We start from the raw sequence: 24,723 nt of genomic DNA on the forward strand, positions 1-24,723 counted from the left end.
AGAGATTAACTTCGCCCTTTTTATTTAGATTGGCTGAAATATCTCGTGCTTCTTACTAATTTATTTTTGTGGAATTTTTTGACTACTAATAGAAATACAGTTTAATGGACGATTTCCAAAAGCTCAAACAAATAATTTTTTCAAATAGATCTTTTTTGCTAACTACACATATTAACCCAGATGCTGATGCTATTGGTTCCCAATTAGCCTTTTACGAAATATTGAGAAAATTAAACAAAGAAGTCTTTGCTGTTAACCATAGTTCAACTCCTTATTTTTTACAATTCCTTGATAGTAATAACGTAATAGAAAAGTTTGACCAACAAAATCATTCTCAACTTTTTCAAAAGGTTGATGTAATTATTTTGCTTGATCTTAACCAAACTAATAGAATTGTTAAGATGGAAAATTACTTTCGAGAGTTTGCTGGGATAAAAGTTTGTATTGACCATCACCAAGACCCTGAGAATGCATTCGACTACATATTTGGCAACACAGAATATTCTGCCACAGGAGAAATAATCTATGATTTTATAAAATCAACAAAAATTGTAGAACTTGATTATAACATTGCAGTACAATTATATACCGCAATAATGACAGATACCGGCTCATTTAGATTCGAAAGGACAACCTCAAAAGTTCATTTGATAGCTGCAGAATTATTAGAATATGGAGTTAATCCCACTGAAATATACGATAAAATATATAGTCAGAATCATTTTAGTAAAATTAAACTTTTAGGAGAAGCACTAAAAACAATTCAGCTTGATGATACTAAACAAATAGCTTATATGATAATTACCAATACTGATATTAAAAACACTGGTGCTGACGAATCTGAAGTCGATGGTTTTGTAAATTTTTGTTTATCAATTGAGGGAGTTAAGATTGGTATTTTATTTTTTGAATTAAAAGATGGAATTAAAGTTAGCTTTCGTTCCAAAGGGAAAATTCCAGTTAATAAATTGGCTGCCGAATTTAACGGTGGGGGTCATTTAAATGCAAGCGGCACTAGGCTCTTTAACGTTACTATTGAGGAGTACCTGCCAAAAATTATTAAAGCAGCTCAAAATTATTTGTAAAAAAAGAGGAAATTATGTTGTTCAAACTAAATTTTGCTTCCTATAAGGATGTTGTGAAGCTTGAAAGATATTCTGCTTTAGTAAAGTTTATATCTACAGATGAAAATGTAAAGAAAGAATTAGAACTATTTGAAGATAAAGTTAGCATTAAACTCAGTAGTCTGCAAAGAAAAATCTTTTTAGATGAGAAAACTAATTCAATTGTTTTAAATAACTCACTTAAAGAACCATCGGTTGTATACCTTTATAAGGTAAATATTAAAAAAAATTTCACAGTAGATTATTTTAGAAATATCTTAGCGGGATTAACTCAATCATTAAAAAACTCTGGCCTAAGTTCTTTGAATATTCTTGTGCCTGATTATCACTTATATGATAAATACTTCGATAAAGAATATTATTACCAAACGTTTTTAGAGGGTATATGGTTAGGTAACTATACTTTTGATAAATACTTAAGTGAAAAAGAAAACCCCAAAAAATTAATCGTTAACTTGTACTCGTCAGATTATATTATAATAAAACGCATCATTAAAGTAACTGAACATATAATGCAATCTGTATATTTTGCAAGAGATTTGGTAAACGAACCGGCAGTAGCTTTAACACCAATGGAATTAGCTAAGCGCACAAAGATTGAGCTTACTAAAAGAAATGTTAATGTAAAAATTTTCGATAAGAGGGAACTTCAAAAAAGAAAAATGGGAGCTATTTTAGCGGTTGGAGGCTCAAGCATAAACCAACCGTGTTTAATAGTTATGCACTATAAGCCTAAAAGAAAAGCCAAGAAAAAAATTGTATTAGTTGGAAAAGGTGTAACATACGATTCGGGTGGCTTGTCAATTAAACCTACTTCAGGTATGATCGAAATGAAGGCTGATATGGCAGGCGGTGCTTTGGTAATTGGTATAATGAGAGCAATTGCTTTGGCAAACTTGCCAATAGAAATAGTTGGCATTGTCCCCGCTGTTGAAAATATGTTAGCCGGTGGTTCGTATAAGCCCGGCGACATTATTAAAACATCTAGTGGAAAGACAATAGAAGTTAAAGATACTGATGCTGAAGGGAGAATTATTTTAGCTGATGCACTTGAGTATGCTTCAAAACTAAAACCAGATCAAATAATTGACTTCGCAACATTAACCGGTGCATGTGTAGTTGCTTTAGGTGAAATTGCTGCTGGATTGATGACCGAAGATGATAATTTAGCTGAAGCTTTATTAAAAAGCAGCAACTTAACTTTTGAAAGAATATGGCGCCTCCCGTTTTGGAAAGATTATAAAGACATGATAAAAAGTGACATTGCTGATGTAAGTAATTTAGGACCAAGATGGGGAGGAGCAATTACCGCCGGCAAATTCTTGGAACATTTTGTTGATGAAAAAATTCCATGGGCACATTTAGATATTGCTGGACCTGCTATTAAACATAAATCAACAAATTATACCGAAAAATACGATACGGGATTTGGAATTAGATTAATGTTCGACTATTTGTCAAAAATTTAAATAAGGACCGCTTATATTACTTTTAAAAAATCTTTGATTTTAAGACAGTTGCGCATTAGAAAATTATCTATTTACTTTTGCTTGCGACTTATCCACAGTCTTTATTTATCATGATTATTCACCACTTCATGGTGCTGCCTTTGCGTAATAATAATATTTTTGGTGTTAATTATACGGCTGTATTAATTGTCCATCTTTCATTTGTAATATATAATCACCTAACTGCACGAGGTCAGGATTATGGGTTACAAGCAAAAAAGTAAGTCCAAGCTTCTCTTTAAGCTCGATAAATAATTTGTGAATAACCTCGCTGTTTGTAGAATCTAAATTCCCGGTTGGCTCGTCAGCAAAGATAATTGATGGGTTGTTTGCAAGCGCTCTTGCAATGGCTACTTTCTGCTGCTCACCACCAGAAAGTTCTGATGGTTTATGATCATGCCTGTTATTAAGCCCAACTAAACTAAGTAGTTCTTTTGCTTTTTGCATAGCTTTAGTCTTACTTACTTCTGCAATCATCATTGGTATTGCAACATTTTCGACTGCTGTAAATTCAGGCAATAAGTGATGAAACTGAAAAACAAAACCAATATTTTGATTTCTAAAACGAGATAGACTTTGGTCGTCTAATGAAAAAATATCCGTATCTTTTATAATAACTCTTCCACTATCCGGTACATCCAAGCCGCCGAGAATATGAAGCAAAGTGCTTTTGCCGGCTCCAGAAGCTCCTTCGATTATGGTAATTTTATTTTCTATTAGCGAAAAAGAAATTCCTTTTAAAACTTCTAATTTTTTGTTATTAGTAGCTTTTAAGAATGATTTGTGAATATTTTCTGCTTGTAATATCATTTAATTTACTCATATTTTATTGATTCTATTATTACGGTGTTGGCTGCTCTTTTAGCAGGATATAAAGCCGCAAAAAATGTAAGTAGAAATGACATTCCTCCTACTGCTATTATATCACTAATTCTAACTTGAATAGGAAGAGAATCAATTATGTATTTTGTCGGATCTAATGGGTATAAATTATACTTAATTTGCAGATAGCAGATTAATAACCCAATGAATATTCCGGCTGTTGTTCCAAGTAAGCCAAGTAAAAACCCTTCACTTAAAAATATTTTTTGTATTGACGTTTTCTTTGCTCCTAAAGAACGAATTAATCCAATGTCTTTTTTCTTTTCAAGGACAGACATAGTTAACGACCCTAAAATATTAAATGTAGCTACTGCAATTATTAAACACAGTAAAATGTAAGCAGACCATCTTTCAATTATCATCACATTGTATAAATCTTTGTGTAGGTCATACCAAGTATTAACTGAATAATTTTCTGTACCTAATTTTTTTAATAAAGCTTTCTTTACTGAGTTAGATTTATCAATATCAGTTAATCGCAAATCAAAACCATTAATACTTTTACCTAACCCGAATAATTTTTGTCCTGAATCAATCGAAGTGAAAATATATGAAACATCGTATTCTCTGTTGTTCGATTCAAAAATGCCTGTTACTAAAAATTTTTTTGTGTTGGGAATAGCAAAATTAGTGACAGCTCTTTCAATATTATAAGCTGATGTAACTGAAATTGTATCTCCTACTCTAACTGATAACCTTAAAGCTGTTGGTAAACCTAAAATTATTTTATTCGTCTTTGAATCAGAAATTAAATCGTATTTTCCCGAAATTATTTTTGTTGCTACTCCCCAATCTTTATTATGTCCAAGATTACTGTTATTTGATGTTATACCTTTCATATTAAGTATCTCATAGCTTTTTTTATACATAGCTATTACTTTTCCTTCAACAAATGGGGATACTAATTCAACATATTTTTCTTCTTGAATTTTCTTATAAATTGAATTGTAGTTTGTAGTCAATGAATCAGTTAAAATGTTAATTCTAACATGTGGGTCAAAACTTATTAATATACTTGTAACAATTGAACCAAAACCATTAAAAACTGATAGAACAATAACTAAAGCTGCCACACCAATTGTAATTCCAAGAGTAGAAAAAGCAGAAATAATAGAAATAAAACTAATTTTATGTTTAGCCTTTATATACCTTTTTGCGATAAAAAATTCGAACATTTGTTTTTTGCTCTAATAATTTTCATTCAAACTTTATGGCAGAAATTGGATTTATGTTTGATGCAATATAACTCGGTATTAAGGAAGCAGCAATACAAAGAATAAATGTAATCACCGAAACTAACAAGTAATTCCCAAAATCAATTGAAATCGGCACGTACGAAATAAAATATACATTAGAAGGAAGAGAAATAATATTAAACTCTTTTTGTAGGTAACTTAAAATAAAAGCCAGCAGATTACCTAAAATTATCCCTATCAAAGAAAGATAAACTCCCTGAAGGAGAAAAATTTTTATGATATCTATTTTACTAGAACCTAATGCTTTCAGTATACCAATGCTGCTTATTTTTTCTAATACCAACATTAAAATAGTACCAATTATATTGAACACCGCAACAATTATTATTAATCCTAAAATAATTGGTATGGGCTTTTTTTGTAAGTCCAACCATGTAAAAATGTTTTGATGAATTTTATAAATAGACCTTACATAAAATGGATAGTGTAGATAATCTTGCAAAGAATCTGAAACTTGCTGAATTTGAGTGACATTTTTGACTCTTAAGTTAAATCCAGATACCTCACCTCTCATTCCAAATAATTTTTGAGCCGTGTTAATATTTATGTACGCATAAATATCATCATACTCAGACATTCCACTTTCAAAAACACCGCTAACGATAAACTGTTGTATTGCCGGAGGATTGTTAATTGATGGTATTTGGTTATTTCTAAGGGAAAAAATAGTTACTTTTTCACCAACGTTTAACAATAATTTCTCAGCAAGCTTTTTACCTATTATAATTGTAGGGGTATTTTCTGAGTCTGTTAATTCAAATTTGCCGTTTGTTATGAATTTGGATATTGTCAGGTCGCTGCTTTCGGGATTAATACCAATAATGGTAACACCGTCTGTTCTCTTTTTAGATTTTATAATTGAGAGCTTTGAAACATAGAGGGTGATAGAAGATATATTATTTGCAAATTTTGATTCTATTTCTTCAATAACACTTTGAAAATTTTCAATATTTTTGTCGCCGAATGCGGTTATTTTAATATGGGAATTAAAATCAATTATTTTTTCCGAAACTATCTTTTGAAAGCCATCTAATATGGTGAGTGCTATTATAACAATTGCCACGCCGAGCGCTATACCGCCTATAGTAATTCTTGATATAAAAGAAAGTGTCCTCGAATTTTTTTTAGAGCCTATGTACTTTTTAGATATGTAGAATGTATAAGACATTTGTATAAATGACAGTAAATTAAAAATACAAAACTAAAAATAGGCACATAAATTGACATTCAAAACCGAAAAACATATTTTAATACCCCTCTTTAGATTAATTTTTACGGCATTTGTAGAAATTTAAAAACCAAATTTAGTTCTTTGGCATATTGATTAAAATATTTTTTTGATTGTGATTTTTAGCCAACTATTTGTTTATTGTAGTTACATGTTATATAAATAGCTTCATAAACAACGGGGCGTAGCGTAGCCCGGTTAGCGCGCCTGCTTTGGGAGCAGGAGGTCGCAGGTTCGAATCCTGCCGCCCCGACATCCGGGAGTTCATTGGACGCTAAATCATAAATTTTTAAGGTAGGCAGTAAAATTATCAGTGTATGAAGGGAAGTAGTAAGAGTAAGAAAAGGTAGATAGCGCGTCCCGACTTAGGGAGTCGGGAAGGTCGCAGGTTCGAATCCTGCCGCCCCGACACTCGGGAGTTCATTGGACGCTAAATCATAAATTTTTAAGGTAGGCAGTAAAATTATCAGTGTATGAAGGGAAGTAGTAAGAGTAAGAAAAGGTAGATAGCGCGTCCCGACTTAGGGAGTCGGGAAGGTCGCAGGTTCGAATCCTGCCGCCCCGACACTCGGGAGTTCATTGGACGCTAAGTCATAAATTTTTAAGATAGGCAGTAAAATTACCAGTGTATGAAGGGAAGTAGTAAGGGTAAGAAAAGGTAGATAGCGCGTCCCGACTTAGGGAGTCGGGAAGGTCGCAGGTTCGAATTCTGCCGCCCCGACATTAAGGGTAAGAGTAGTAGATAAGGAAGAGAAAAAGTAAAGAAAATTGTAAACTGTTATTAATTAATCTGTGATTTGTTAGGGAATTCTTCCTATGGTTTCCAAATAAAAATAAAATTGTAAATTTACTGTAATTATTTTTAGAAATTAATTATAAGCGCCCATAGCTCAATTGGATAGAGCAACAGCCTTCTAAGCTGTAGGTTAGTGGTTCGATTCCACTTGGGCGTACAAAGATTAATGATTGAATTAAAAGTGTTATATTCAGAATTATTAACCCAAAAAGTTTGTGTGAATTCAAGTGAATTATTTGCATAAGCTCGATATCCCGGCGCTGATATGTGAAAAATTTGGGTTAAAATTAAAATCTAATTAGTTCTTTTTCATTCTAAATGGTGAGCATAGCTCAGTTTGGTTAGAGCATCTGGTTGTGGCCCAGAAGGTCATGGGTTCAAGTCCCATTGCTCACCCATAAAAATTTGGCCCCATCGTCTAATGGTTAGGACATCGCCCTTTCACGGCGGTAATATGGGTTCGAATCCCGTTGGGGTCACAAATAAAAAGTCTCATTTATATGAGGCTTTTTTTATTTTAAACTGTTTCTATTACTGAACTTTCGAAAAATTACTTAATCTGAAAATGATTAGAAAAATTTATAACCAGATAATAGCCGGTAAAGATTGTTATCAAACCAATACCCCTAATGTTAAAAAGAATTTTTTGGCTGGTATCTGCTTGTATATGAATGTTGTTAGAATTGTTTTGTACACAAGTAAGCAAGCCAAGAAAGGAATTTATGGGGATTCTGAGTGGATAAGTTCTTCGCTTGATATGCTTCATAGTTTTGAAAAGTGTGGAATGTATTTTGAAATATCTGGCATGGATAATTTACGAAAAGTAAAAGGTCCTGTTATTTTTGTATCTAACCATATGAGCACGCTGGAAACTTTAATTTTGCCAGGTATAATTCATCCTATTCATCGAGTTGTATTTGTTATGAAGGAGGAATTAGTAAAGTTTCCATTTTTTGGAAGGGTTTCTGCTGCACGCGACCCAATACTTGTAAAAAGAGAAAATCCAAGAGAAGATTTAATAACAGTTTTAGAACAAGGAGCAAAAAAAATTCAAGAGGGTAAATCAGTAATTATATTTCCTCAGAAAACCAGAACAAAGTATTTCGAAGAAAAATCTTTTAATACACTCGGCATAAAATTAGCTAAAAAAAATAATATTCCTGTAATCCCAATTGCCTTGCTGACCGATGCATGGGAAAATGGTAAAATAATTAAAGAATTTGGTAAAATTGACACTTCAAAAAAAGTCCGCTTTTGTTTTGGCGAACCAATTACTGATTTATCTAATACATCTCTTGCCCATTTAGGCATAATTAATTTTATTAAAAATAAACTAATTGAGTGGGGAAAACAAAACTTAATAATAAATTGACACTAATTGTTACAATCAACCGAGAGTTATATTCAATTATCTACAGTTTGCCATAATTGCATACAGATAATTAACAATTCCTTAACATTAACTTAACACTCTAATAATCGCCAAATCGTATTTTTGCACGATAACAAAAAAAGTAGTGAATGGTTCATATTACTCTTTTAGGTGAGAAAATTTAAAAATTAATGTTAGAACTAAAGTAGGAATAATAAAAGGATAAGTGAAGTATTTGATAATGTTATTTTTCACAATCCAATGTTTACCTGCCAAAATAAAATTTACTTGGCAAGTATTAATTGTTACGATATACAACCTAACTTTTTTCAGTATTTCCGCAGTAATTATGCTTTATTAAATTGTATGTAAATTGAAATCAAGATAGCTATTTAATTCAAAAATAAATTTCAGACTTATATAAAATAATTAAGACATACTCTAAAATAACAGGAGACTTTAAGATGTTTAACAAAATTCTTTTAGTTTTGTTTATAATTTTCAGCCAATTAACATTTGCGCAATTGCAACTGAACGGTGCTGGTGCAACTTTCCCGTATGTTATTTATATGAAATGGTTTGACGAATACAAAAAAGAAACTGGAGTTCAATTTAATTATCAGTCAATTGGCAGTGGTGGCGGCATACGACAAATTATAGAAGGTACTGTAGATTTCGGTGCCAGTGATGGTCCAATGAACGACCAGCAATTGCACGAAGCATTGCAAAAAAGAGGTACTGAAATATTGCACATTCCTACGGTTTTAGGAGCAGTTGTAGTGGGATACAATTTGCCAAATATAGGCAAAGGACTAAAATTAGATGGTGTAACTTTAGCAGATATTTTCTTAGGTAAAATTAAAAAGTGGAATGATGCAAGAATAAAAGTCTTAAACCCCGATTTAATACTGCCAGATCGTTACATTGTAGTTGCACATCGTTCAGATGGAAGCGGTACAACCTTTATTTTTACTGACTACCTTTCCAAGGTTAGTAAAGAATGGGAGACTAAAGTGGGAAGAGGCACTTCAGTAAATTGGCCAGTTGGGCTAGGTGGAAAAGGTAACGAAGGTGTTGCAGGCTTAATTAAGCAAACTCAAGGTTCAATTGGTTATATAGAGTTAGCTTATGCAGTGCAAAACAATACACCCTATGCTTACATTAAAAACAAAGCAGGAAATTTTGCTGAGCCTTCATTTGAATCAGTAACAGCAGCTGCTGAAGGTGCTGCTAATAATATGCCTCCAGATTTGAGAGTTTCAATCACAAATGCAGATGGAAAAAATTCTTATCCTATTTCAGGCTTTACTTGGCTTTTAATTTATAAGGATATCAAAAACCCATCGAAAGCATCTGCAATTGTAAAGTTTTTAAAATGGGCAATGACAAAAGGACAATCGTTTGCGACTTCTTTATATTATGCTCCATTGCCAAAAAGCGTTGTGAAATTGTGTGAGAATAAAATTAATACTATAACATCGAATGGGAAGAAGGTAAATTTGAAATAGTTTTGTAAATTTATATCGCAAATTAATAATTGGATGTGCTTTAAAGGCTTGGCTAAAAATACCTTTCGTAAATATAATATTGGTGATTTTATATTTGAAAAACTAACGTTGCTATTTGCTGCGTTAGTTTTATTTCTAATTCTGCTGATGACATTCGAAATGTATACTGGTTCTTTGGGTTCTATTAAAAAATTTGGTTGGAATTTTTTAATTAACTCTGAGTGGGATCCTGTTCAAGAAATTTTTGGCGCTCTTCCAATTATCTTCGGCACTCTTTTTTCCTCTTTTTTAGCATTAATTATTTCTTTGCCATTAAGCTTAGGTGTAGCTATCTTTTTATCAGAATTAGCACCATCATGGTTGGAAAAACCTCTTTCTTACTTAGTTGAATTGTTAGCAGGCATTCCTAGCGTGATATATGGCTTGTGGGGAATATTTGTTTTAGTACCATGGATTAGAAATGACGTAGAGCCATTTTTATCAGAACGTTTTGACTTTCTTCCATTTTTTAGAGGAGCCCCTTATGGATTTGGCATGCTGGCTGCCGTTTTAATATTAGCAGTAATGGTCTTGCCAATTATTTCTTCTATTACAAGAGACGTATTAAAATCGGTACCCCAATCTCAAAGAGAAGCAGCACTGGCCTTAGGAGCAACTAAATGGGAAACTATTAAAATAGTTCTAAAGGAAGCTAAACCAGGCATTCTTGGCGCAACTATGCTTGGATTAGGCAGAGCAATAGGTGAAACAATGGCGGTTACTATGGTGATAGGTAATACTGCTAACATATCTTTATCTCTTTTTGACCCATCTTATACTATGGCAAGCGTAATTGCTAATGAATTTACCGAGGCAACTTCTGATATCTATGTTAGTGCTCTTATTGAATTAGCCTTAGTTTTATTTGTAATTACTGTCTTAATTAATGCATTTGCAAGACTCTTAGTTTGGAGCTTAGAAAGGAAATGGAAGAAAAGTTGAGCCCATCTAAATTTAACTTGATAAAAAGAAAAACAATCAGCTTCATTATGAAGTGCCTAATGATTTTTTCGGTGATTGTGACTCTAGTCCCCCTAGTTTTTATTTTTTATTATACTCTTTCGAAAGGAATCTCATATTTGAATTTAGATTTTTTTATACAAATGCCTAAGCCCGTTGGCGAAAGTGGCGGTGGAATGGCTAATGCAATTGTAGGTACATTAATTTTAATTACAATAGGCGGTAGCATTGGAATACCTATAGGTGTTTTTGCTGGGACGTATTTATCTGAATTTGGCAACAATAAGTTTGGGTACTTAGTTCGATTTATGACCGATGTTTTAAGCGGGGTTCCATCAATAGTTGTGGGTGTAGTTGCTTATACTTTAGTTGTAGTTCCAATGAAACATTTTTCAGCTCTTGCTGGAGGCATTGCGCTTGCAATTCTTATGATTCCTACTATTACCAGAACTACTGAAGAAATGATAAAACTTGTTCCGCACTCATTAAGGGAAGCGGGGTTGGCTTTGGGTATTCCTAAATGGAAAACAACTTTAATGATTGTACTTAAAACAGCTTGGAAAGGTATTGCAACAGGAATCCTGCTTGGTCTATCTAGAGCAGCAGGTGAAACTGCACCTCTTCTGTTTACTGCCTTGGGCAATAGGTTTTGGTCGACTTCTATTTTCCAGCCAATTGCTTCTTTAACAGTTTATATTTATGATTATGCTAAGGCTCCATTTGAGGAGTGGAATAACCAAGCATGGACAGCTGCTTTGGTTCTCATTTTATTGATATCTATATTAAGTTTGTTATTCAAAATTATAACTCGTCCAAAATATAAAACAAATAAATAAGCAGCTTAATATTACAATAATAAATAACTTGCACATGGATATAAAACTTTCAGTGAAGAATTTAGAAGCTTATTATGGTAAAACAAAAGTATTAAAGTCAGTTACAATTGATATACCTAAGAATAAAGTTGTTGCTATTATTGGTCCTTCGGGTTGTGGCAAATCTACTTTTTTAAGATGCTTGAACAGAATGCATGAGGTTGTTGGCGGAACAATTAAGGGGGAAATACTGCTTGACGGCGAGGATATTATGAAAAAGGACCCAGTCGATGTTAGAAGAAGATTGGGAATGGTTTTTCAAAAACCAAATCCCTTTCCAACCATGTCAATTTTTAATAATGTTGCTGCAGGTTTAAAATTTAACGGTTACCGTGATAAAAAGCAGTTGAAAGAAATTGTTGAAAAATCATTAAAACAAGCAGCACTATGGGAGGAAGTTAAAGATAATTTAAACCAGTCTGGTATTAATCTCTCTGGTGGTCAGCAGCAGCGTTTGTGTATTGCCCGCACTTTAGCTGTTAATCCAGAGGTAGTCCTAATGGATGAACCTGCTAGCGCACTTGACCCAATTTCTACTACTAAAATTGAAGACCTAATTTTTGAGTTGAAAAAAAATTATACAATTATAATTGTTACCCATAATATGCAGCAAGCTTCACGCGTTAGCGATTACACTGCATTCTTTTACCTAGGAGAACTTATAGAATATGGAGAAACTAAGAAAATATTTACTTCACCTTCTAATAAACAAACCGAAGATTATATTAGAGGTAGATTTGGTTAACAACTGGAGAACTATATGCAAGAACATTTTAACGAAGAATTAGAAAAACTTAATACTAATTTATTGAAAATGGCTTCACTGGTTGATGATCAAGTCAACCGTACTTTTGAAGCACTTAACTCAAATAATATTGAGCTTTGCAAAAGAGTAAAAGCAAAAGACTTAGAAATTGATGCATACGATAATTTAATTTTAGCTCAATGTGAGAATATATTAGCATTATTCCAACCGGTAGCTTCGGACCTACGTTATGTAATGTCAGTTATTATGATTAATAATCAATTGGAAAGATGCGGCGATATAGCTGTTAATATCTCTCAAAGAATTAAAAAGACATTCGATTATATAAATCTAATAAAAGAATCGGGAATTCTCGATATGCTTAAAAAAGCAAAAGATATGGTTAAGCAATCTATTGACAGTTTCCTCAATAAGGATATTGACTTGGCTTATAACGTAATGATGGAAGATAATGAAGTTGATAAACTAAATAAACAGATTTTTAAAATGCTAGTGGAAAAAATGAAAAATCAACCAGATTTAATTGAACCATGCTCTCATTTAATTGTTTTAACACGACATGTGGAAAGACTTGCCGACCATGCAACTAACATCGCTGAAAATTTGGTTTTTTATGTTGAAGCAAAAATTATAGCTCATAAAAAGAAACTTGGTGAAAAAAGATGGGAAGATGAACTGTAGCTTTTTGTTTATAAGTAATATGAAATTTTTTGCTGCGATTATTATCTATACCAAATCAATAATGTTTCAATCCTATTTTTAACCATCCTGTTTATCTACTACAATTCTGCAATTTATATAACCTAAAAATTCACTTCTAATAAGTTTTTTGGTTAACATAAGTCATTTGTCCGCAACAATCTCTTCAATGATTATAAACTTATTAGCTTAACAGAGCCACTCTAACATTACAAAACTTAGGCACAATTAATAGTTTCTTAACACAGGCTTAATTATGACTTAATATACCTTCAGTAAGTTTGTAGCGGAAGTTCAAGAAAAGAGAGGAGAGAAATGAATTATAATAAACAAACAAAAAGCATGATAAAAACTCTGCTTAATATAATAAGCCTTTCTTTTATACTTTCTATTGTCATCTTGCTTTTTCCACTAAAATTAAATGCACAGTCAAAAGGTTCAGTAAGTGGTAAGGTAGTTGACAGCACTACTGGAGAAGCAGTAATTGGTGCTAATGTTTTATTAAGTGGTACAAATTTCGGTGATGCAAGTGATATTGAAGGTAAATATTTAATCTCTAATGTAGAAGAAGGCACTTATGAAATTGCAGTAAGTTGTATTGGATATGCTAAAAAGAAAATCTCTAATGTGGAAGTAAAAGCTAATAGTAACACAGTAATCAATATTACATTGCAGCCAGAAGCAATCTCAGTCGAAGAGGTAGTTGTAACCAGTAAAGCGGAAAATTCTTATGAAGCTGCTCTAATTAACTTGCAAAAAAATGCAGTTTCAATAAGCGATGGAATAAGTGCTGAACAAATTAAAAAATCACCAGATGCTACATCAAGCGATGCATTACGCCGAATTACAGGCGTATCAGTTGTTGATAATAAGTTTGTATTTGTCAGAGGTACAAGTGAACGCTATAGCTATGCAATGTTGAATAATGTATCATTGTCAAGTACTGAACCAGATAAAAAATCTTTTGCATTTGATTTAATTCCTACCAATTTATTAGACAATATAATAATTGATAAATCTTACTCTGTAGATAAACCCGGCGATTTTGGCGGCGGACTTGTAAAAATGAACACAATTGATTTCCCTGACAAAATAAAACTAAATATTACATTAACTGGCTCATATACCAACAATACATCTCTAAATAATTTCAGGACCTACAAAGGTGGTAAATTAGATTTCTTGGGTATTGATGATGGCACAAGAAGCCTGCCGTCTCATATTCCTCCTGATTTAAGCAAAGGAAATTACACACCTGAACAAATGTTAGAATTTGCTAAACAATTTCCAAATAATTGGTCAACTACGAAGACGAAGGCACCTATTAATGGCAGTTTCTTAATTTCATTTGGGGATGGAATAACTCTTTTTGGCCCACGCTTTGGTTTTGTTACAGCACTTTCTTATAAAAACAATTTTGTTAAGACTAATCTTGAAAGAAATGAATACGAAGCAAGCGGAGAGCCGAGATTTAATTACAGTGGTGATCAATATACATATTCAACTTTATGGGGGGGATTGTTGAATGTTAGCTATAAAATTAATGATTTGAATAAAATTAGTCTTAAAAACACATACAGTCATGCATCCAACGATGAGGTCTCTCAATTGCATGGTGCCCAATTTACTGACTCCGGTACCGAACAATTCCAATCAGCTATTAGGTTTGATTCGCGTGAAGTTTATTCGGGACAATTAATGGGTGAACATGTTTTACCCAATATTAATGGACTTAAATTCGATTGGAGAGTTTACAATTCAATATCCAATAAAAATGAACCCGACTATAGGAGAGTTATTTATGCTAGGGAACTAGGTACTCAAAATCCTTTTGCTGCTGTTTTAGGATTCCAAGTTAATTTGAAAAATGGCGGAAGGTTTTATTCTAATCTGCATGAAGATACTAAAGGTATAGGTACTGATTTTACTTTGCCTGTTGCAAATCTAAAAATAAAGTTTGGGGCTCTTTTTGATAAAAAAGAACGTGGATTTAATTCTCGCCTTTTTGGAACCATAATTAATGCGCCAGGTAACGGATTTACAGACTTTAATTTGTTATACCTGCCAATAGATAAAATATTTGCACCGGAAAACTATAGAAAGAACGGTTTTTCAATTCAAGAGTATTTGAATGGGACCAATAATTATAATGCTTCAGAAAATATATCCGCTTTTTACTCGATGTTCGAATTGCCTATAAAGTTATTTGAAAAGGAATTAAGAATTATTGCTGGCGGCAGACTTGAGAACTCTCAAATTAAATTAAATTCTCGTGACTTGTCTGACCAGAAAGATATTGTTGTTAATCTTAAGAACATTGATTTTCTGCCATCCCTTAATTTTATATATAAAATAAATGATAACACAAATCTTCGTTTATCGGCAAATCGTACTGTAAATAGACCTGAGTTAAGAGAGTTAGCTCCCTTTGCTTATTTTGATTTTTATACACAAACATCAATAAGGGGGAATGAAAACCTTCAAAGAGCCGAAGTTCAAAATTATGATTTACGATTGGAGACTTTCCCAGAAATAGGTGAGATGATATCGGCAAGTATTTTTTACAAGAAAATTTTAAATGCAATTGAACAAGTGGTCATAACCGGAAGTGCATTAGGCTCTGAAAGAACATTTAGGAATTCTGATAACGCAAAATTATACGGGATTGAATTAGAAGGGAGGTTCTCATTAGGTCATATAAGTAATGTGCTTGATAACTTCTTAATTAATGGAAATTATTCATGGGTGAAATCTTCTGTTACTGTTAAAGGTTCTGAAACCACAATTCCAAGAGATAACCGACCATTACAAGGTCAGTCTCCTTATACAATAAATTTAGGTGTTACATATAACAATCAAAGTTGGGGCACATCCTTTAGTTTACTTTATAACCGCAATGGTGAGAGAATTGTTGAAGTCGCTACCGAGTATGAAGAAGATATTATTGAAGAGCCGCGCAATGTAATTGATATAGTTTTTACTCAGCAAATTAAGCATAATCTTGAATTGAAATTGACAGCAAAAAATTTATTGGGACAAAACCAAATTTTTAAACAAGGTGGCAAAAAAGCACGATTAAACAGCAAAGATTCTTCTATATCACTAACTCTTTCTTATAAAATATAATTTATTAACCTAAAAAGGAGGCTGTAAAATGACTAAAAACACTTTATACTTTTTAATAATAACATTTTTTATAAGTGTTAATATTTTTGCTCAACTTGCACAGTACGACGAAGTTTTGGAAGGCGACATAAATACCGACTTAACATTAAATGCAAGTAAGAAGTATCTGCTGCGTGGTTTTGTAAATGTAAATCCACCTGCTACTTTAACTATACCTGCGGGCACAATTATTTACGGCGAAAAGTCTTCTAAAGGAACGTTGATTATTAACAGAGGTGCAAAGATTAACGCTGTCGGTACACCTCAAAAGCCTATTATTTTTACTAGTCAACAACCCATTGGTCAAAGAGGAGCAGGTGATTGGGGCGGAATAATATTGGCTGGGAAAGCATCACTTAACGTACCGGGGGGAACTGCCGTAATAGAAGGCGGAACTGGAACAGTTTATGGCGGTGGTGATAATCCAGATGATAATGATAATAGCGGAATTATGAAGTATGTTAGAATTGAATTCCCTGGGATTGCATTTTTGCCTGATAATGAAATTAATGGTCTAACTTTTGGCGGGGTAGGAAGCGGAACAACTATAGATTACATCCAAGTAAGCTACAGCGGTGATGACTCTTTTGAATGGTTTGGCGGCAGTGTTAATTGCAAACACTTGATAGCTTTCAAAGGAGTGGATGATGAATTTGATACTGACTTTGGATATCATGGCAAATGTCAGTTTTTGTTTGGCTTAAGGGACCCAAACATTGCTGATATAAGCGGCAGCAATGGATTTGAATCTGATAATGATGGCACTGGCACTCTTAATACTCCACGAACCCAGCCAATTTACTCGAATGTTACTTTAATTGGTCCTTTGTCTACACCTGATTTTACACAATTTAATCCGAATTTTAAAAGAGGTGCTCATTTAAGAAGAGCAACTCTAACATCAATTTACAACTCTATAATTATGGGCTATCCAGTAGGACTTTTAATTGATGGACAAAATTCTGCTGACGGTGCAGTTGCAAATGAACTGCAAATTAGAAATACAATTATAGCTGGTGCACAAGTCGGCAAAAATTTAACTACAAATGTAAATAACTTTGATGTGGTAGCATGGTTCAATACAAATGAATTTGCCAATAAAACATTTGAAACAAGTTCTGAGGTTGGTCTTGTTGACCCATTTAATCTTTTACACCCGAATCCAACACCATCATCAAATTCACCAGCTGCTTTAGGTGCAAATTTTAGTAATGCTCGATTGCAAGATTCATTTTTTACCCAAGTAACATACTTAGGCGCATTTGAACCTAATTCATCACGTTGGGATGAAGGATGGACAAACTATGACCCACAAAATACTGATTACACCATAACAGATGTAAATGACAATATAGATAAGGTTATTTCTTATAATTATCATTTATATCAAAACTACCCTAATCCTTTTAATCCATTAACTACAATAAATTTTTCATTGCCGGTTTCAGACTATGTCGAACTCTCAGTCTATAATTTATTAGGGCAGCATATAGCTACCTTGATTAATGAATTTAAAAACGCTGGTTCATATGCTGTTAACTTTGATGCTTCTAATCTTAGCAGCGGAATTTATTTTTATAAATTGACAACAAGCAAGATAACCATCACTAAGAAAATGACATTATTAAAGTGATCTCCTCTCTCTCCTTCTAATTCCTGCTATGGGTGCCTTCTCCCAGGCACCCTTTTGTTTTTGTTAAAAATATTTACTTCCAATATCGTCAGCCTAAAATTTCCAGAATAGTTTTCATAATTGCCTGTAGAGTTAACTTTTCAACAAAGCAAGCTAACAAGTCTCAATCAATTCCAAGAGTTAAGGTTAACTCAAATGTTATTATGAAAATTAGAGTAAAGTTCTTGATATCCATCTTTTATGAAATTAGTTATAGCTTATCAGTACAAAGGAGAAATTTTTCTAATAATAAAGTTGGGATGAAATTTTTTTATTGAATAGTGTAATGCTGTGCTGTCTCTTAAGATACGCAAAAAGTTTTTTAAGTTCTTGAACATAAGTTTATAGAGATAGTTTGTTTATTTTACCATGACTAAAAGGATTTTCGACTTTTGTAATGCCTTTAATCCATGCGGAATGTTTGGCGGCATTATAATTATTTCTCCCGTTTTTACATTATAAGGATTTCCGCCAATGGTAATTCCTATTTCGCCTTCAACAACATATACTACTGCCTCGTAAGGGGATGTGTGTTCTGTTAAAGATTCATCTTTATCAAAAGCAAACAAAGTTAAATTACCGTTTGCCTTTTTAATAATTTGCTTGCTAACGATTGAGTTGTCTTGGTAGCTAATTGCATTAAAAATAGATTCTTTTTTAATTTGTTCTGTCATCATAACCTTCCTTTATTTCTCCATTTTATTTTTCTTAAATTGAATTGATAACTGAAAGATAAAGTAAACAAGAATAAGTGCGCCAAGTGCAAAAATTGAATCGCCAAACACTCTAAGCCATCTTAGTGTTTGCATAGTGTTTGTTTGTAAAAATTCAGAACTTCTGGCATACCAGTATCCATGTTCTACAGAAGCCCATGTTTGCATCAATCCAACAGGAAGAAGACTGAAAACAACCATCGAAAATAATCCAATATTAATCAGCCAGAAAGACCATTTAACTAATTTGTCGTTCCATTCTAAATCGGGTCTTATACCTCTGAGCGAAAACAACATCAATCCAATACCAAGCATACCGTAAACACCGAAGAGCGCTGCATGCCCGTGGACTGGAGTTGTATTTAAACCCTGCATATAATAAAGTGCGATAGGGGGGTTTATCATGAACCCAAACAACCCGGCACCCACCATATTCCAGAATGCAACGGATACAAAAAAATAAATAGCCCACTTATACTTGCTAACCCATTGAGTAGATTTTGATAATTTAATATTCTCCCATGCTTCGTACCCAACGAATATAAGAGGAACTACTTCAAGAGCGCTGAAGACTGCGCCTAAAGCCAGCACAATCATTGGAGTTCCGGAAAAATAGAGATGATGCAGTGTGCCGATTATTCCTCCAGATAAAAATATTGTAGCAGAAAGTACAGTCGCACGACCTGCAGTTTTTATAGATATCAAATTTAATTTTGCAAACAAAAAGGCAATAACAACAGTGGCGAATACTTCAAAGAAACCTTCAACCCAGAGGTGGACAACCCACCATCGCCAGTATTCTGCAATAGCAAGGTTTGTATGTTTTCCGTACATCAAGGCTGCGGCATAAAAGCCAGCTATTGCAATTGAAGCAATTAAAAACAAAGTAAGGATTGCTTTTTGGTCGTCATTTTTCTTTAAAGCTGGTTTAATTGCACGCCACATTAAAAACAGCCATAAGAATAATCCAATAAACAGAGCAATCTGAAAGAATCTTCCAAGGTCAATGTACTCATAGCCGCTGTGTCCAAATAAAAACCATTGACCTTCCGGCAGCAAATGTTTTGTACTAAGCCATTCACCGAGCATTGAACCCAACACAACAATTAGTAATGCTATAAAAAGGATGTTAACACCGAGTTTTTGTCCTTTAGGTTCTATACCGCTGACTGCCGGTGCAATGTACAACCCTGAGGCAAGCCATGCCGTTGCAATCCAGAATATTCCAAGCTGCAGATGCCATGTTCTTGTAATAACATAAGGGAAAATCTCTGAAAGGGGGATTCCATAGAAACCGCTTCCTTCCACCCCGTAATGAGCTGTTATAACACCAACTATTATTTGTAAAAGGAAAAGCGCAGAAACAACCCAGAAATATTTTATTACTGCCTTTTGTGAAGGTGTTATTGTAGCGCCAAGCAACGGGTCTTCTTTCGGGTAGTCCTTATGTTCTATTTCGCCTTTATTAGCTGCATGGTACCATGCCATAGCGCCTATTCCAAATAGTAATATTATTATGCTAACTCCGGTCCAGACAATAGTATCTGGAGTGGGTATGTTTTGAATTAATTCTTCGTGAGGCCAGTTATTTGTATAAGTAACGTTATCATTTGGTCTGTTTGTAGCAGCAGCCCAGGCGCTCCAGAAGAAGAAAGCGTTTAATTTCCTAAGTTTTTCAGTATCGTTCAAAGTATTTTTTGGTATGGCATATTCTTTCTTGCCGTTTGTAAAAACATCAGTGTAGTGTTCTATATTTTTCTCAATTGCAAAATAACGAACGTCTGGAATCCGAAGCTCACCAGTTGCTTCATTGTAAGTATTTGTTTTGTACATTTGAGTAAGTTTTGCTTTGAGAGCGGATTTCTGTTCTGCAGATAATTGGTCGAAGCTGACATTATATTTTTCGTTCGACCATGAATTGAGAACAGCAATTAGCTCTCGATGCAGCCAATCGGCAGTCCAATCGGGAGCTACATAACTTCCATGTCCCCAAACTGACCCAGATTCCATTCCTCCCATTGCCTGCCATATATTTTGCCCATCCTGAATATCGGATTTTGTAAAGACTAAAACCCCGCTTTCGGTTACAACTCTTTCCGGCACAGGTGGTTTTTGCTGATAAATTTTTACCCCAACCCAACTTAAAACCGTAAATGAAATGACTATTACAAGTGAAAACCCAATCCAATATTTTTTCATGGATTTATCCTTTCGTTAATGTTCTTTAATGAACATGTTAATCGTGGTTAGTAACATTTTCGCCAAACAAGTTTTCTACATAATGAATAAAATGAACATAGGCTTCAACAAACTCTCTTCCTGCGGTAACATCGTTAACGTCATAATTTTTTTTCGACTGAACGTCGTTGTAATATTTTACAACGTTCTGATGAAAAGATTTGTCAACGCGATTAAGTATTTCATCAACAGAGCCTTTATCAATTGCTATATCAGCTGCTTCAATTCCTTCATTAGGTTTATAGCCAACAGGTTTAAGTCCAGTATAACCTTCTCCTTCCCCCATTCTGTGAAGTCTTACTAAAGTTTCAAAGAAAAACATATCGGCAAGTTCTTTTGCTTCGGAATTTAATTTTCTAACATTCTTTACTTTTTCAAAAAGTGTTTTGATTTCATTCTCATATTCTTGCTTTACCCATATTAAAACATAATTAACATTGTTAGTTTCTAAAGCTTTTTTTGCTGCTTTAACAACAGGTCCCTCCATTGAATCACAATGGGCATAAGTTGTGTTTGTGAAAATGAAAATAGTGGATACCAAAACTAATATCAACAAGAATCTTAATTTGTGCAACATTGCAGTTCTCCAAATTTAATTTTTATTGAACTTAAGTTTTAAATACTCGCCAATTAACAAAGCAGTTGGATAAGTAACTTCCTCTTCAGTCTTCGCATGAAGTTTAAGTTTCTCAGCAAACTTAACATATTCAAGTTTATTTTCTTCTTTTGCTACATTTAAAAGATTATCGAGTGCCGAGACAATAGCCTTATGCTCTTCCAACATTTTGGGAAGCTCAGATTTAAGTTTGTCGGTCATTTTTATTACATCTCTCATCTCCTCAGTTATTTTACCCTCAATTAGTTGAGGTAAAATACCTAAGGGTGGGATAGCAAATTCTTCTTCCGCTACAAAATGTGGATGAAGAGTTTGTGCAACAAGCTTTGCCGCTTCAGCAATTTTGCCGCCAATTTTTGTAGCAGCAGCAAGCTGATTATGAAGTTCTTCGTGCTCAAGTTTTAATGATACTGGAATTTTGATATTCATTTTTTTCTCCTCTGTTAAATTCTTAAGTGTTATTTGGGTTGAATTATTGTTAATAAAAATATTGAGTCTTCTATTGCTTTAGCATCGTGAGGAATTGTTTTCTCTAAAACTACTAACTCATTAGCTTTAATTTTAGCAGATTCTTCATTGGCTAAAAAATTAATTTTGCCTGATAAAACAAGTAATGTTATTGGTCCTTCAACCTTATGCTCTAATAAGGAGGCCCCTTTTCGAATTGCTATTAAAACCACACGTAAGTTTGAATTTTTCTGCAAAGTAACAGCGTTACGATCCCCTTTAATCCAGGAAAGTTCTTTCTTTAATTTTTTTATCTCCTTTTCTAAAGATATACTTAACAGAGGTGCTTTAAGGACCCTGTTTTTCAAACTTTCTCTTTGTGCTTTACTCATCTTAAGCTAGCTCCTTTAATCTTTATTAGATTCATTACTAACATAAGATTTTAGTGCGTTGGAATCCTTGACTTAAGTCAGAATAGTGTAAATTCAATAAAATCATAACAATTTTGTTTTTAATAAACGATTACTTTCCAAAAATCTCTTTTTTATCCAACGGTTTTAATTCTGGTTTATCAATATTCTTAAACTTATTTTTTTGCTTATCATTTAAGCTTTCTCCAATTTCATCAATCAAATCCTCTATTTGCGAAGCGCGTTTGTCGTGTCCTCTTTTTACACTTATTTTTTCGAAGAAACCAGGTTCATCATCATTTTTAACTCGCTCTTTAATTTCAGCAATTATTTTCTTGTCTTCTTCTATAATTGTTTTTATTTGTCCAATCTTCGGAACGATTGTTTTAATTTGTTCAGCGCTAAGCTCTAAATAATCTTTTACTTTTTCTGTATCGAGCAATGAAATATTGTTTTGTGAATAAGTTAAGTTTGCAAGTATCATTACAAGTATGAAAACAATTGTTTTAGTTCTCATTTGGATAACCCTTATTTATTTGTTCTTCATTATTTTTATTATGGGCTTTCGATTGATTTAATTTCCAAACTAAGATAAAAATTACAAGCCATACTACAACACGAACAATCATCGCTTGCACACTATGTATTGCAACTGCATTACTCAAAAAGTATAGTGCAATTACAATTACTAAAACTGCTGAGTGCATAATTAAAACTGTTATGATTGAAACAACAGCTTTCGTATGATTAAGCCAAATTGCAACACCAACAAACAGTCCCACAACTCCCAGAATCACATTATAAACCAACAATGGTTTAAACACTTTGTAATCCTGGACAGTAATACCGAGTAGAACTTTTGAACCTTCTGCTATTGTTAACAAACTAAAAATGGTTGTAACAAGAACAGCGGCTATCCTCCTTAAATTTATTTTCATACTATTTCCTTATTATTTGTATTTATTTTGTCTTAAATATTGTATTTAATATATACTCTTAATGCCGAGTTAGCATCTGTTGTATTAGGGAAATACTTATAATCACCAAAACGCTCATACAATAAGTAGTCTAGATCAAACGATATTTGACCATATAAATTACAACTTAGACCAAAATTGAATAGTCCGACAAACTCCTCACTATCCGCACCGCTTAAAGTATGAATCCAATATCTTTTATAGTTTGTGTAAATTTCTCCAATATCTTTGAATTTTAATGTAAGCCCGATTTTGCCGCTTGCACCCGGACCAATATTATAATCTTTCCCATATTTACTTGCGTATTGAGAATTAGTTCCGCCCATAAGTATTGCTGATATACCAAAATAATTTTGCATTGAAACTAATGGGCTGAAATCTACTCTATTGATTATTTGCCCAGTTATGCTTGTAGCAGAAAGTTTATAAACGGTATTAATATGAATATCAACCTCTTTGTAAATCCCAATAATATTTTTTGAACTTTCGAGTAACTTTAATTTATTATCCCAAAGGACACCACTTGCAAAAATTCCAACAATATTATCGCCTTCTGTTATATTGACTTCTGTATGCAAAGAAAAATAATCGAATGGTTTTTGATGTACTGAAACCGAAAATTCATCCCCATAATTTAAGTCGGCTCTAACTGCGAGATAAGATTTACTATCATTAAACTTACTTCCGAAAAAAACATTATGAACTCCGCTTGAAACAACGACATTAAATTTATTTTTTTTCTTTGACAGACCAGATTTCCACATATCACCTCTAATAAAGCGGTTAAGTCCCTGCATCGGATCAATAAGTGCTGAAGTAAATTCACGCAGAAACCTCTCAAACCCTTCCGTGCTTTCATCAATAATTAAATTAGAAACTCGGAAAGAAATTTCACCAAAAATTATTCCTGTAACTGGTGTGTTGACTATGTCATTATAAGATGGCCGTTCATTCTCAAAAAAATACTCCCATGTTAAGCTTCCAAAGAAAGCGTATGGAACCGATTCCCAGAATGTTAAGCCATTTGATCTGGCTAAATTATAGTAATTTGCTCCGTGATATGGATGCCAGAATTGATTTATTAAATAACCATCAGCGTCCCATTCAAATCCATACTTAAAATTATTTTTTATTGTTTCCCAGCTTATGTTAGACCAGTTTTCACCACTTAAATATCTGTGGTAACCCCATACGGCAAAATTTAATCCGACTACTTCTATTGTTGGAATCCAGTAGTTTTTTTCAACTTCAGAATTGGATGTGAATGTTGAGTCGTAATTATTTAATGATCGTTCGTTTGATAGACCGGAAGGAAGAAAATTCTTATCATTAGGTTGTGCAAATAAGTTTAAGCCAACTAGAGTCAACGTAAAAAATATTTTGTATAAGCCATTGTTCATTCTTTTATTAAATTTTCATTTCTTCTATACTTATTAAAGCAGCCGGCTGCACTATGCAACCGGCTTGTGCCA

The 24,723-nt window shown here is 33.2% G+C and carries 21 protein-coding genes and 4 tRNA genes; 14 read left to right on the forward strand and 11 right to left on the reverse strand.

All coding sequences use genetic code 11. The features are described from left to right. Window positions 1–104: 104 nt before the first annotated feature. Together ABRY23_00095 and ABRY23_00100 are read left to right on the forward strand one after the other, a co-directional pair. Window positions 105–1,085 carry a bifunctional oligoribonuclease/PAP phosphatase NrnA gene (locus tag ABRY23_00095; GenBank protein ID MFA3781448.1) on the forward strand — a complete coding sequence of 327 codons (981 nt, stop codon included), beginning with the start codon at window positions 105–107 and terminating at the stop codon, window positions 1,083–1,085. A 14-nt stretch (window positions 1,086–1,099) separates the two neighbouring features. Continuing rightward, window positions 1,100–2,593 (forward strand): leucyl aminopeptidase, encoded by a 1,494-nt coding sequence (locus ABRY23_00100; protein ID MFA3781449.1) that lies wholly within the window; start codon window positions 1,100–1,102, stop codon window positions 2,591–2,593. 165 nt (window positions 2,594–2,758) lie between these two features. Here the strand turns inward: ABRY23_00100 and ABRY23_00105 are convergent, their stop codons facing one another. The 3 genes from ABRY23_00105 to ABRY23_00115 are packed head-to-tail and all read right to left on the reverse strand — an operon-like array spanning window position 2,759 to window position 5,938. Then, the gene (locus tag ABRY23_00105) at window positions 2,759–3,442 is read right to left on the reverse strand and encodes an ABC transporter ATP-binding protein (protein MFA3781450.1); all 684 of its coding nucleotides are present in this window, start codon (window positions 3,440–3,442) and stop codon (window positions 2,759–2,761) included. A 5-nt stretch (window positions 3,443–3,447) separates the two neighbouring features. Continuing rightward, window positions 3,448–4,689 (reverse strand): ABC transporter permease, encoded by a 1,242-nt coding sequence (locus tag ABRY23_00110; protein ID MFA3781451.1) that lies wholly within the window; start codon window positions 4,687–4,689, stop codon window positions 3,448–3,450. 22 nt (window positions 4,690–4,711) lie between these two features. Continuing rightward, complete coding sequence (locus ABRY23_00115) at window positions 4,712–5,938, reverse strand: ABC transporter permease (GenBank protein MFA3781452.1); 1,227 nt, start codon at window positions 5,936–5,938, stop codon at window positions 4,712–4,714. Between the two features lie 238 nt (window positions 5,939–6,176). Here ABRY23_00115 and ABRY23_00120 point away from each other — a divergent pair. The 12 genes from ABRY23_00120 (at window position 6,177) to ABRY23_00175 (ending at window position 17,811) form a co-directional block, all read left to right on the forward strand. Continuing rightward, window positions 6,177–6,251: transfer RNA gene (locus tag ABRY23_00120), tRNA-Pro, on the forward strand. A 626-nt stretch (window positions 6,252–6,877) separates the two neighbouring features. Next, window positions 6,878–6,951 (forward strand) — tRNA-Arg (locus ABRY23_00125). A 164-nt stretch (window positions 6,952–7,115) separates the two neighbouring features. Further along, a tRNA-His gene (locus tag ABRY23_00130) sits at window positions 7,116–7,190 on the forward strand. 11 nt (window positions 7,191–7,201) lie between these two features. After that, window positions 7,202–7,273 (forward strand) — tRNA-Glu (locus tag ABRY23_00135). Between the two features lie 86 nt (window positions 7,274–7,359). Further along, window positions 7,360–8,166: a lysophospholipid acyltransferase family protein gene (locus ABRY23_00140; protein MFA3781453.1), complete on the forward strand. Its 807-nt coding sequence runs from the start codon at window positions 7,360–7,362 to the stop codon at window positions 8,164–8,166. A 464-nt stretch (window positions 8,167–8,630) separates the two neighbouring features. Further along, window positions 8,631–9,674 carry a phosphate ABC transporter substrate-binding protein PstS gene (gene pstS / locus ABRY23_00145; GenBank protein MFA3781454.1) on the forward strand — a complete coding sequence of 348 codons (1,044 nt, stop codon included), beginning with the start codon at window positions 8,631–8,633 and terminating at the stop codon, window positions 9,672–9,674. Window positions 9,675–9,722: 48 nt separating this feature from the next. Continuing rightward, window positions 9,723–10,655 carry a phosphate ABC transporter permease subunit PstC gene (gene pstC, locus ABRY23_00150; GenBank protein ID MFA3781455.1) on the forward strand — a complete coding sequence of 311 codons (933 nt, stop codon included), beginning with the start codon at window positions 9,723–9,725 and terminating at the stop codon, window positions 10,653–10,655. 47 nt (window positions 10,656–10,702) lie between these two features. Then, entirely contained in the window at window positions 10,703–11,509 is an 807-nt protein-coding gene (gene pstA / locus ABRY23_00155; protein MFA3781456.1) for a phosphate ABC transporter permease PstA, read from the forward strand. Window positions 11,510–11,543: 34 nt separating this feature from the next. After that, a complete protein-coding gene (gene pstB, locus ABRY23_00160) occupies window positions 11,544–12,293 on the forward strand; it encodes a phosphate ABC transporter ATP-binding protein PstB (protein ID MFA3781457.1) in 750 nt (249 codons plus the stop codon). Window positions 12,294–12,308: 15 nt separating this feature from the next. Further along, window positions 12,309–12,995 (forward strand): phosphate signaling complex protein PhoU, encoded by a 687-nt coding sequence (gene phoU, locus ABRY23_00165; GenBank protein MFA3781458.1) that lies wholly within the window; start codon window positions 12,309–12,311, stop codon window positions 12,993–12,995. A gap of 333 nt (window positions 12,996–13,328) precedes the next feature. Next, window positions 13,329–16,139: a TonB-dependent receptor domain-containing protein gene (locus ABRY23_00170; GenBank protein MFA3781459.1), complete on the forward strand. Its 2,811-nt coding sequence runs from the start codon at window positions 13,329–13,331 to the stop codon at window positions 16,137–16,139. Window positions 16,140–16,167: 28 nt separating this feature from the next. Next, window positions 16,168–17,811: a T9SS type A sorting domain-containing protein gene (locus ABRY23_00175; protein MFA3781460.1), complete on the forward strand. Its 1,644-nt coding sequence runs from the start codon at window positions 16,168–16,170 to the stop codon at window positions 17,809–17,811. A 398-nt stretch (window positions 17,812–18,209) separates the two neighbouring features. Here the strand turns inward: ABRY23_00175 and ABRY23_00180 are convergent, their stop codons facing one another. From ABRY23_00180 to ABRY23_00215, 8 genes are all read right to left on the reverse strand, one after another. Continuing rightward, window positions 18,210–18,527 (reverse strand): cupin domain-containing protein, encoded by a 318-nt coding sequence (locus ABRY23_00180; protein MFA3781461.1) that lies wholly within the window; start codon window positions 18,525–18,527, stop codon window positions 18,210–18,212. Window positions 18,528–18,536: 9 nt separating this feature from the next. Next, the gene (locus ABRY23_00185; protein MFA3781462.1) at window positions 18,537–20,762 is read right to left on the reverse strand and encodes a nitric-oxide reductase large subunit; all 2,226 of its coding nucleotides are present in this window, start codon (window positions 20,760–20,762) and stop codon (window positions 18,537–18,539) included. 37 nt (window positions 20,763–20,799) lie between these two features. Beyond that, window positions 20,800–21,378 carry a DUF6448 family protein gene (locus ABRY23_00190; protein ID MFA3781463.1) on the reverse strand — a complete coding sequence of 193 codons (579 nt, stop codon included), beginning with the start codon at window positions 21,376–21,378 and terminating at the stop codon, window positions 20,800–20,802. 15 nt (window positions 21,379–21,393) lie between these two features. Further along, on the reverse strand, window positions 21,394–21,846 hold the full coding sequence (locus ABRY23_00195; protein MFA3781464.1) for a hemerythrin domain-containing protein: 453 nt from the start codon (window positions 21,844–21,846) through the stop codon (window positions 21,394–21,396). A 29-nt stretch (window positions 21,847–21,875) separates the two neighbouring features. Further along, window positions 21,876–22,256, reverse strand: a complete 381-nt coding sequence (locus ABRY23_00200) for a cupin domain-containing protein (protein MFA3781465.1) — start codon at window positions 22,254–22,256, stop codon at window positions 21,876–21,878. Between the two features lie 130 nt (window positions 22,257–22,386). After that, on the reverse strand, window positions 22,387–22,791 hold the full coding sequence (locus ABRY23_00205; GenBank protein MFA3781466.1) for a hypothetical protein: 405 nt from the start codon (window positions 22,789–22,791) through the stop codon (window positions 22,387–22,389). Continuing rightward, entirely contained in the window at window positions 22,781–23,212 is a 432-nt protein-coding gene (locus tag ABRY23_00210) for a hypothetical protein (GenBank protein ID MFA3781467.1), read from the reverse strand. The genes ABRY23_00205 and ABRY23_00210 overlap by 11 nt, the downstream gene beginning before the upstream one ends. Window positions 23,213–23,244: 32 nt before the next feature. Continuing rightward, window positions 23,245–24,651 (reverse strand): DUF3943 domain-containing protein, encoded by a 1,407-nt coding sequence (locus tag ABRY23_00215; GenBank protein MFA3781468.1) that lies wholly within the window; start codon window positions 24,649–24,651, stop codon window positions 23,245–23,247. Window positions 24,652–24,723: the final 72 nt, after the last annotated feature.

The sequence above is a fragment of the Melioribacteraceae bacterium 4301-Me genome (assembly GCA_041538185.1).
GTDB lineage: Bacteria > Bacteroidota > Ignavibacteria > Ignavibacteriales > Melioribacteraceae > Pyranulibacter > Pyranulibacter aquaticus.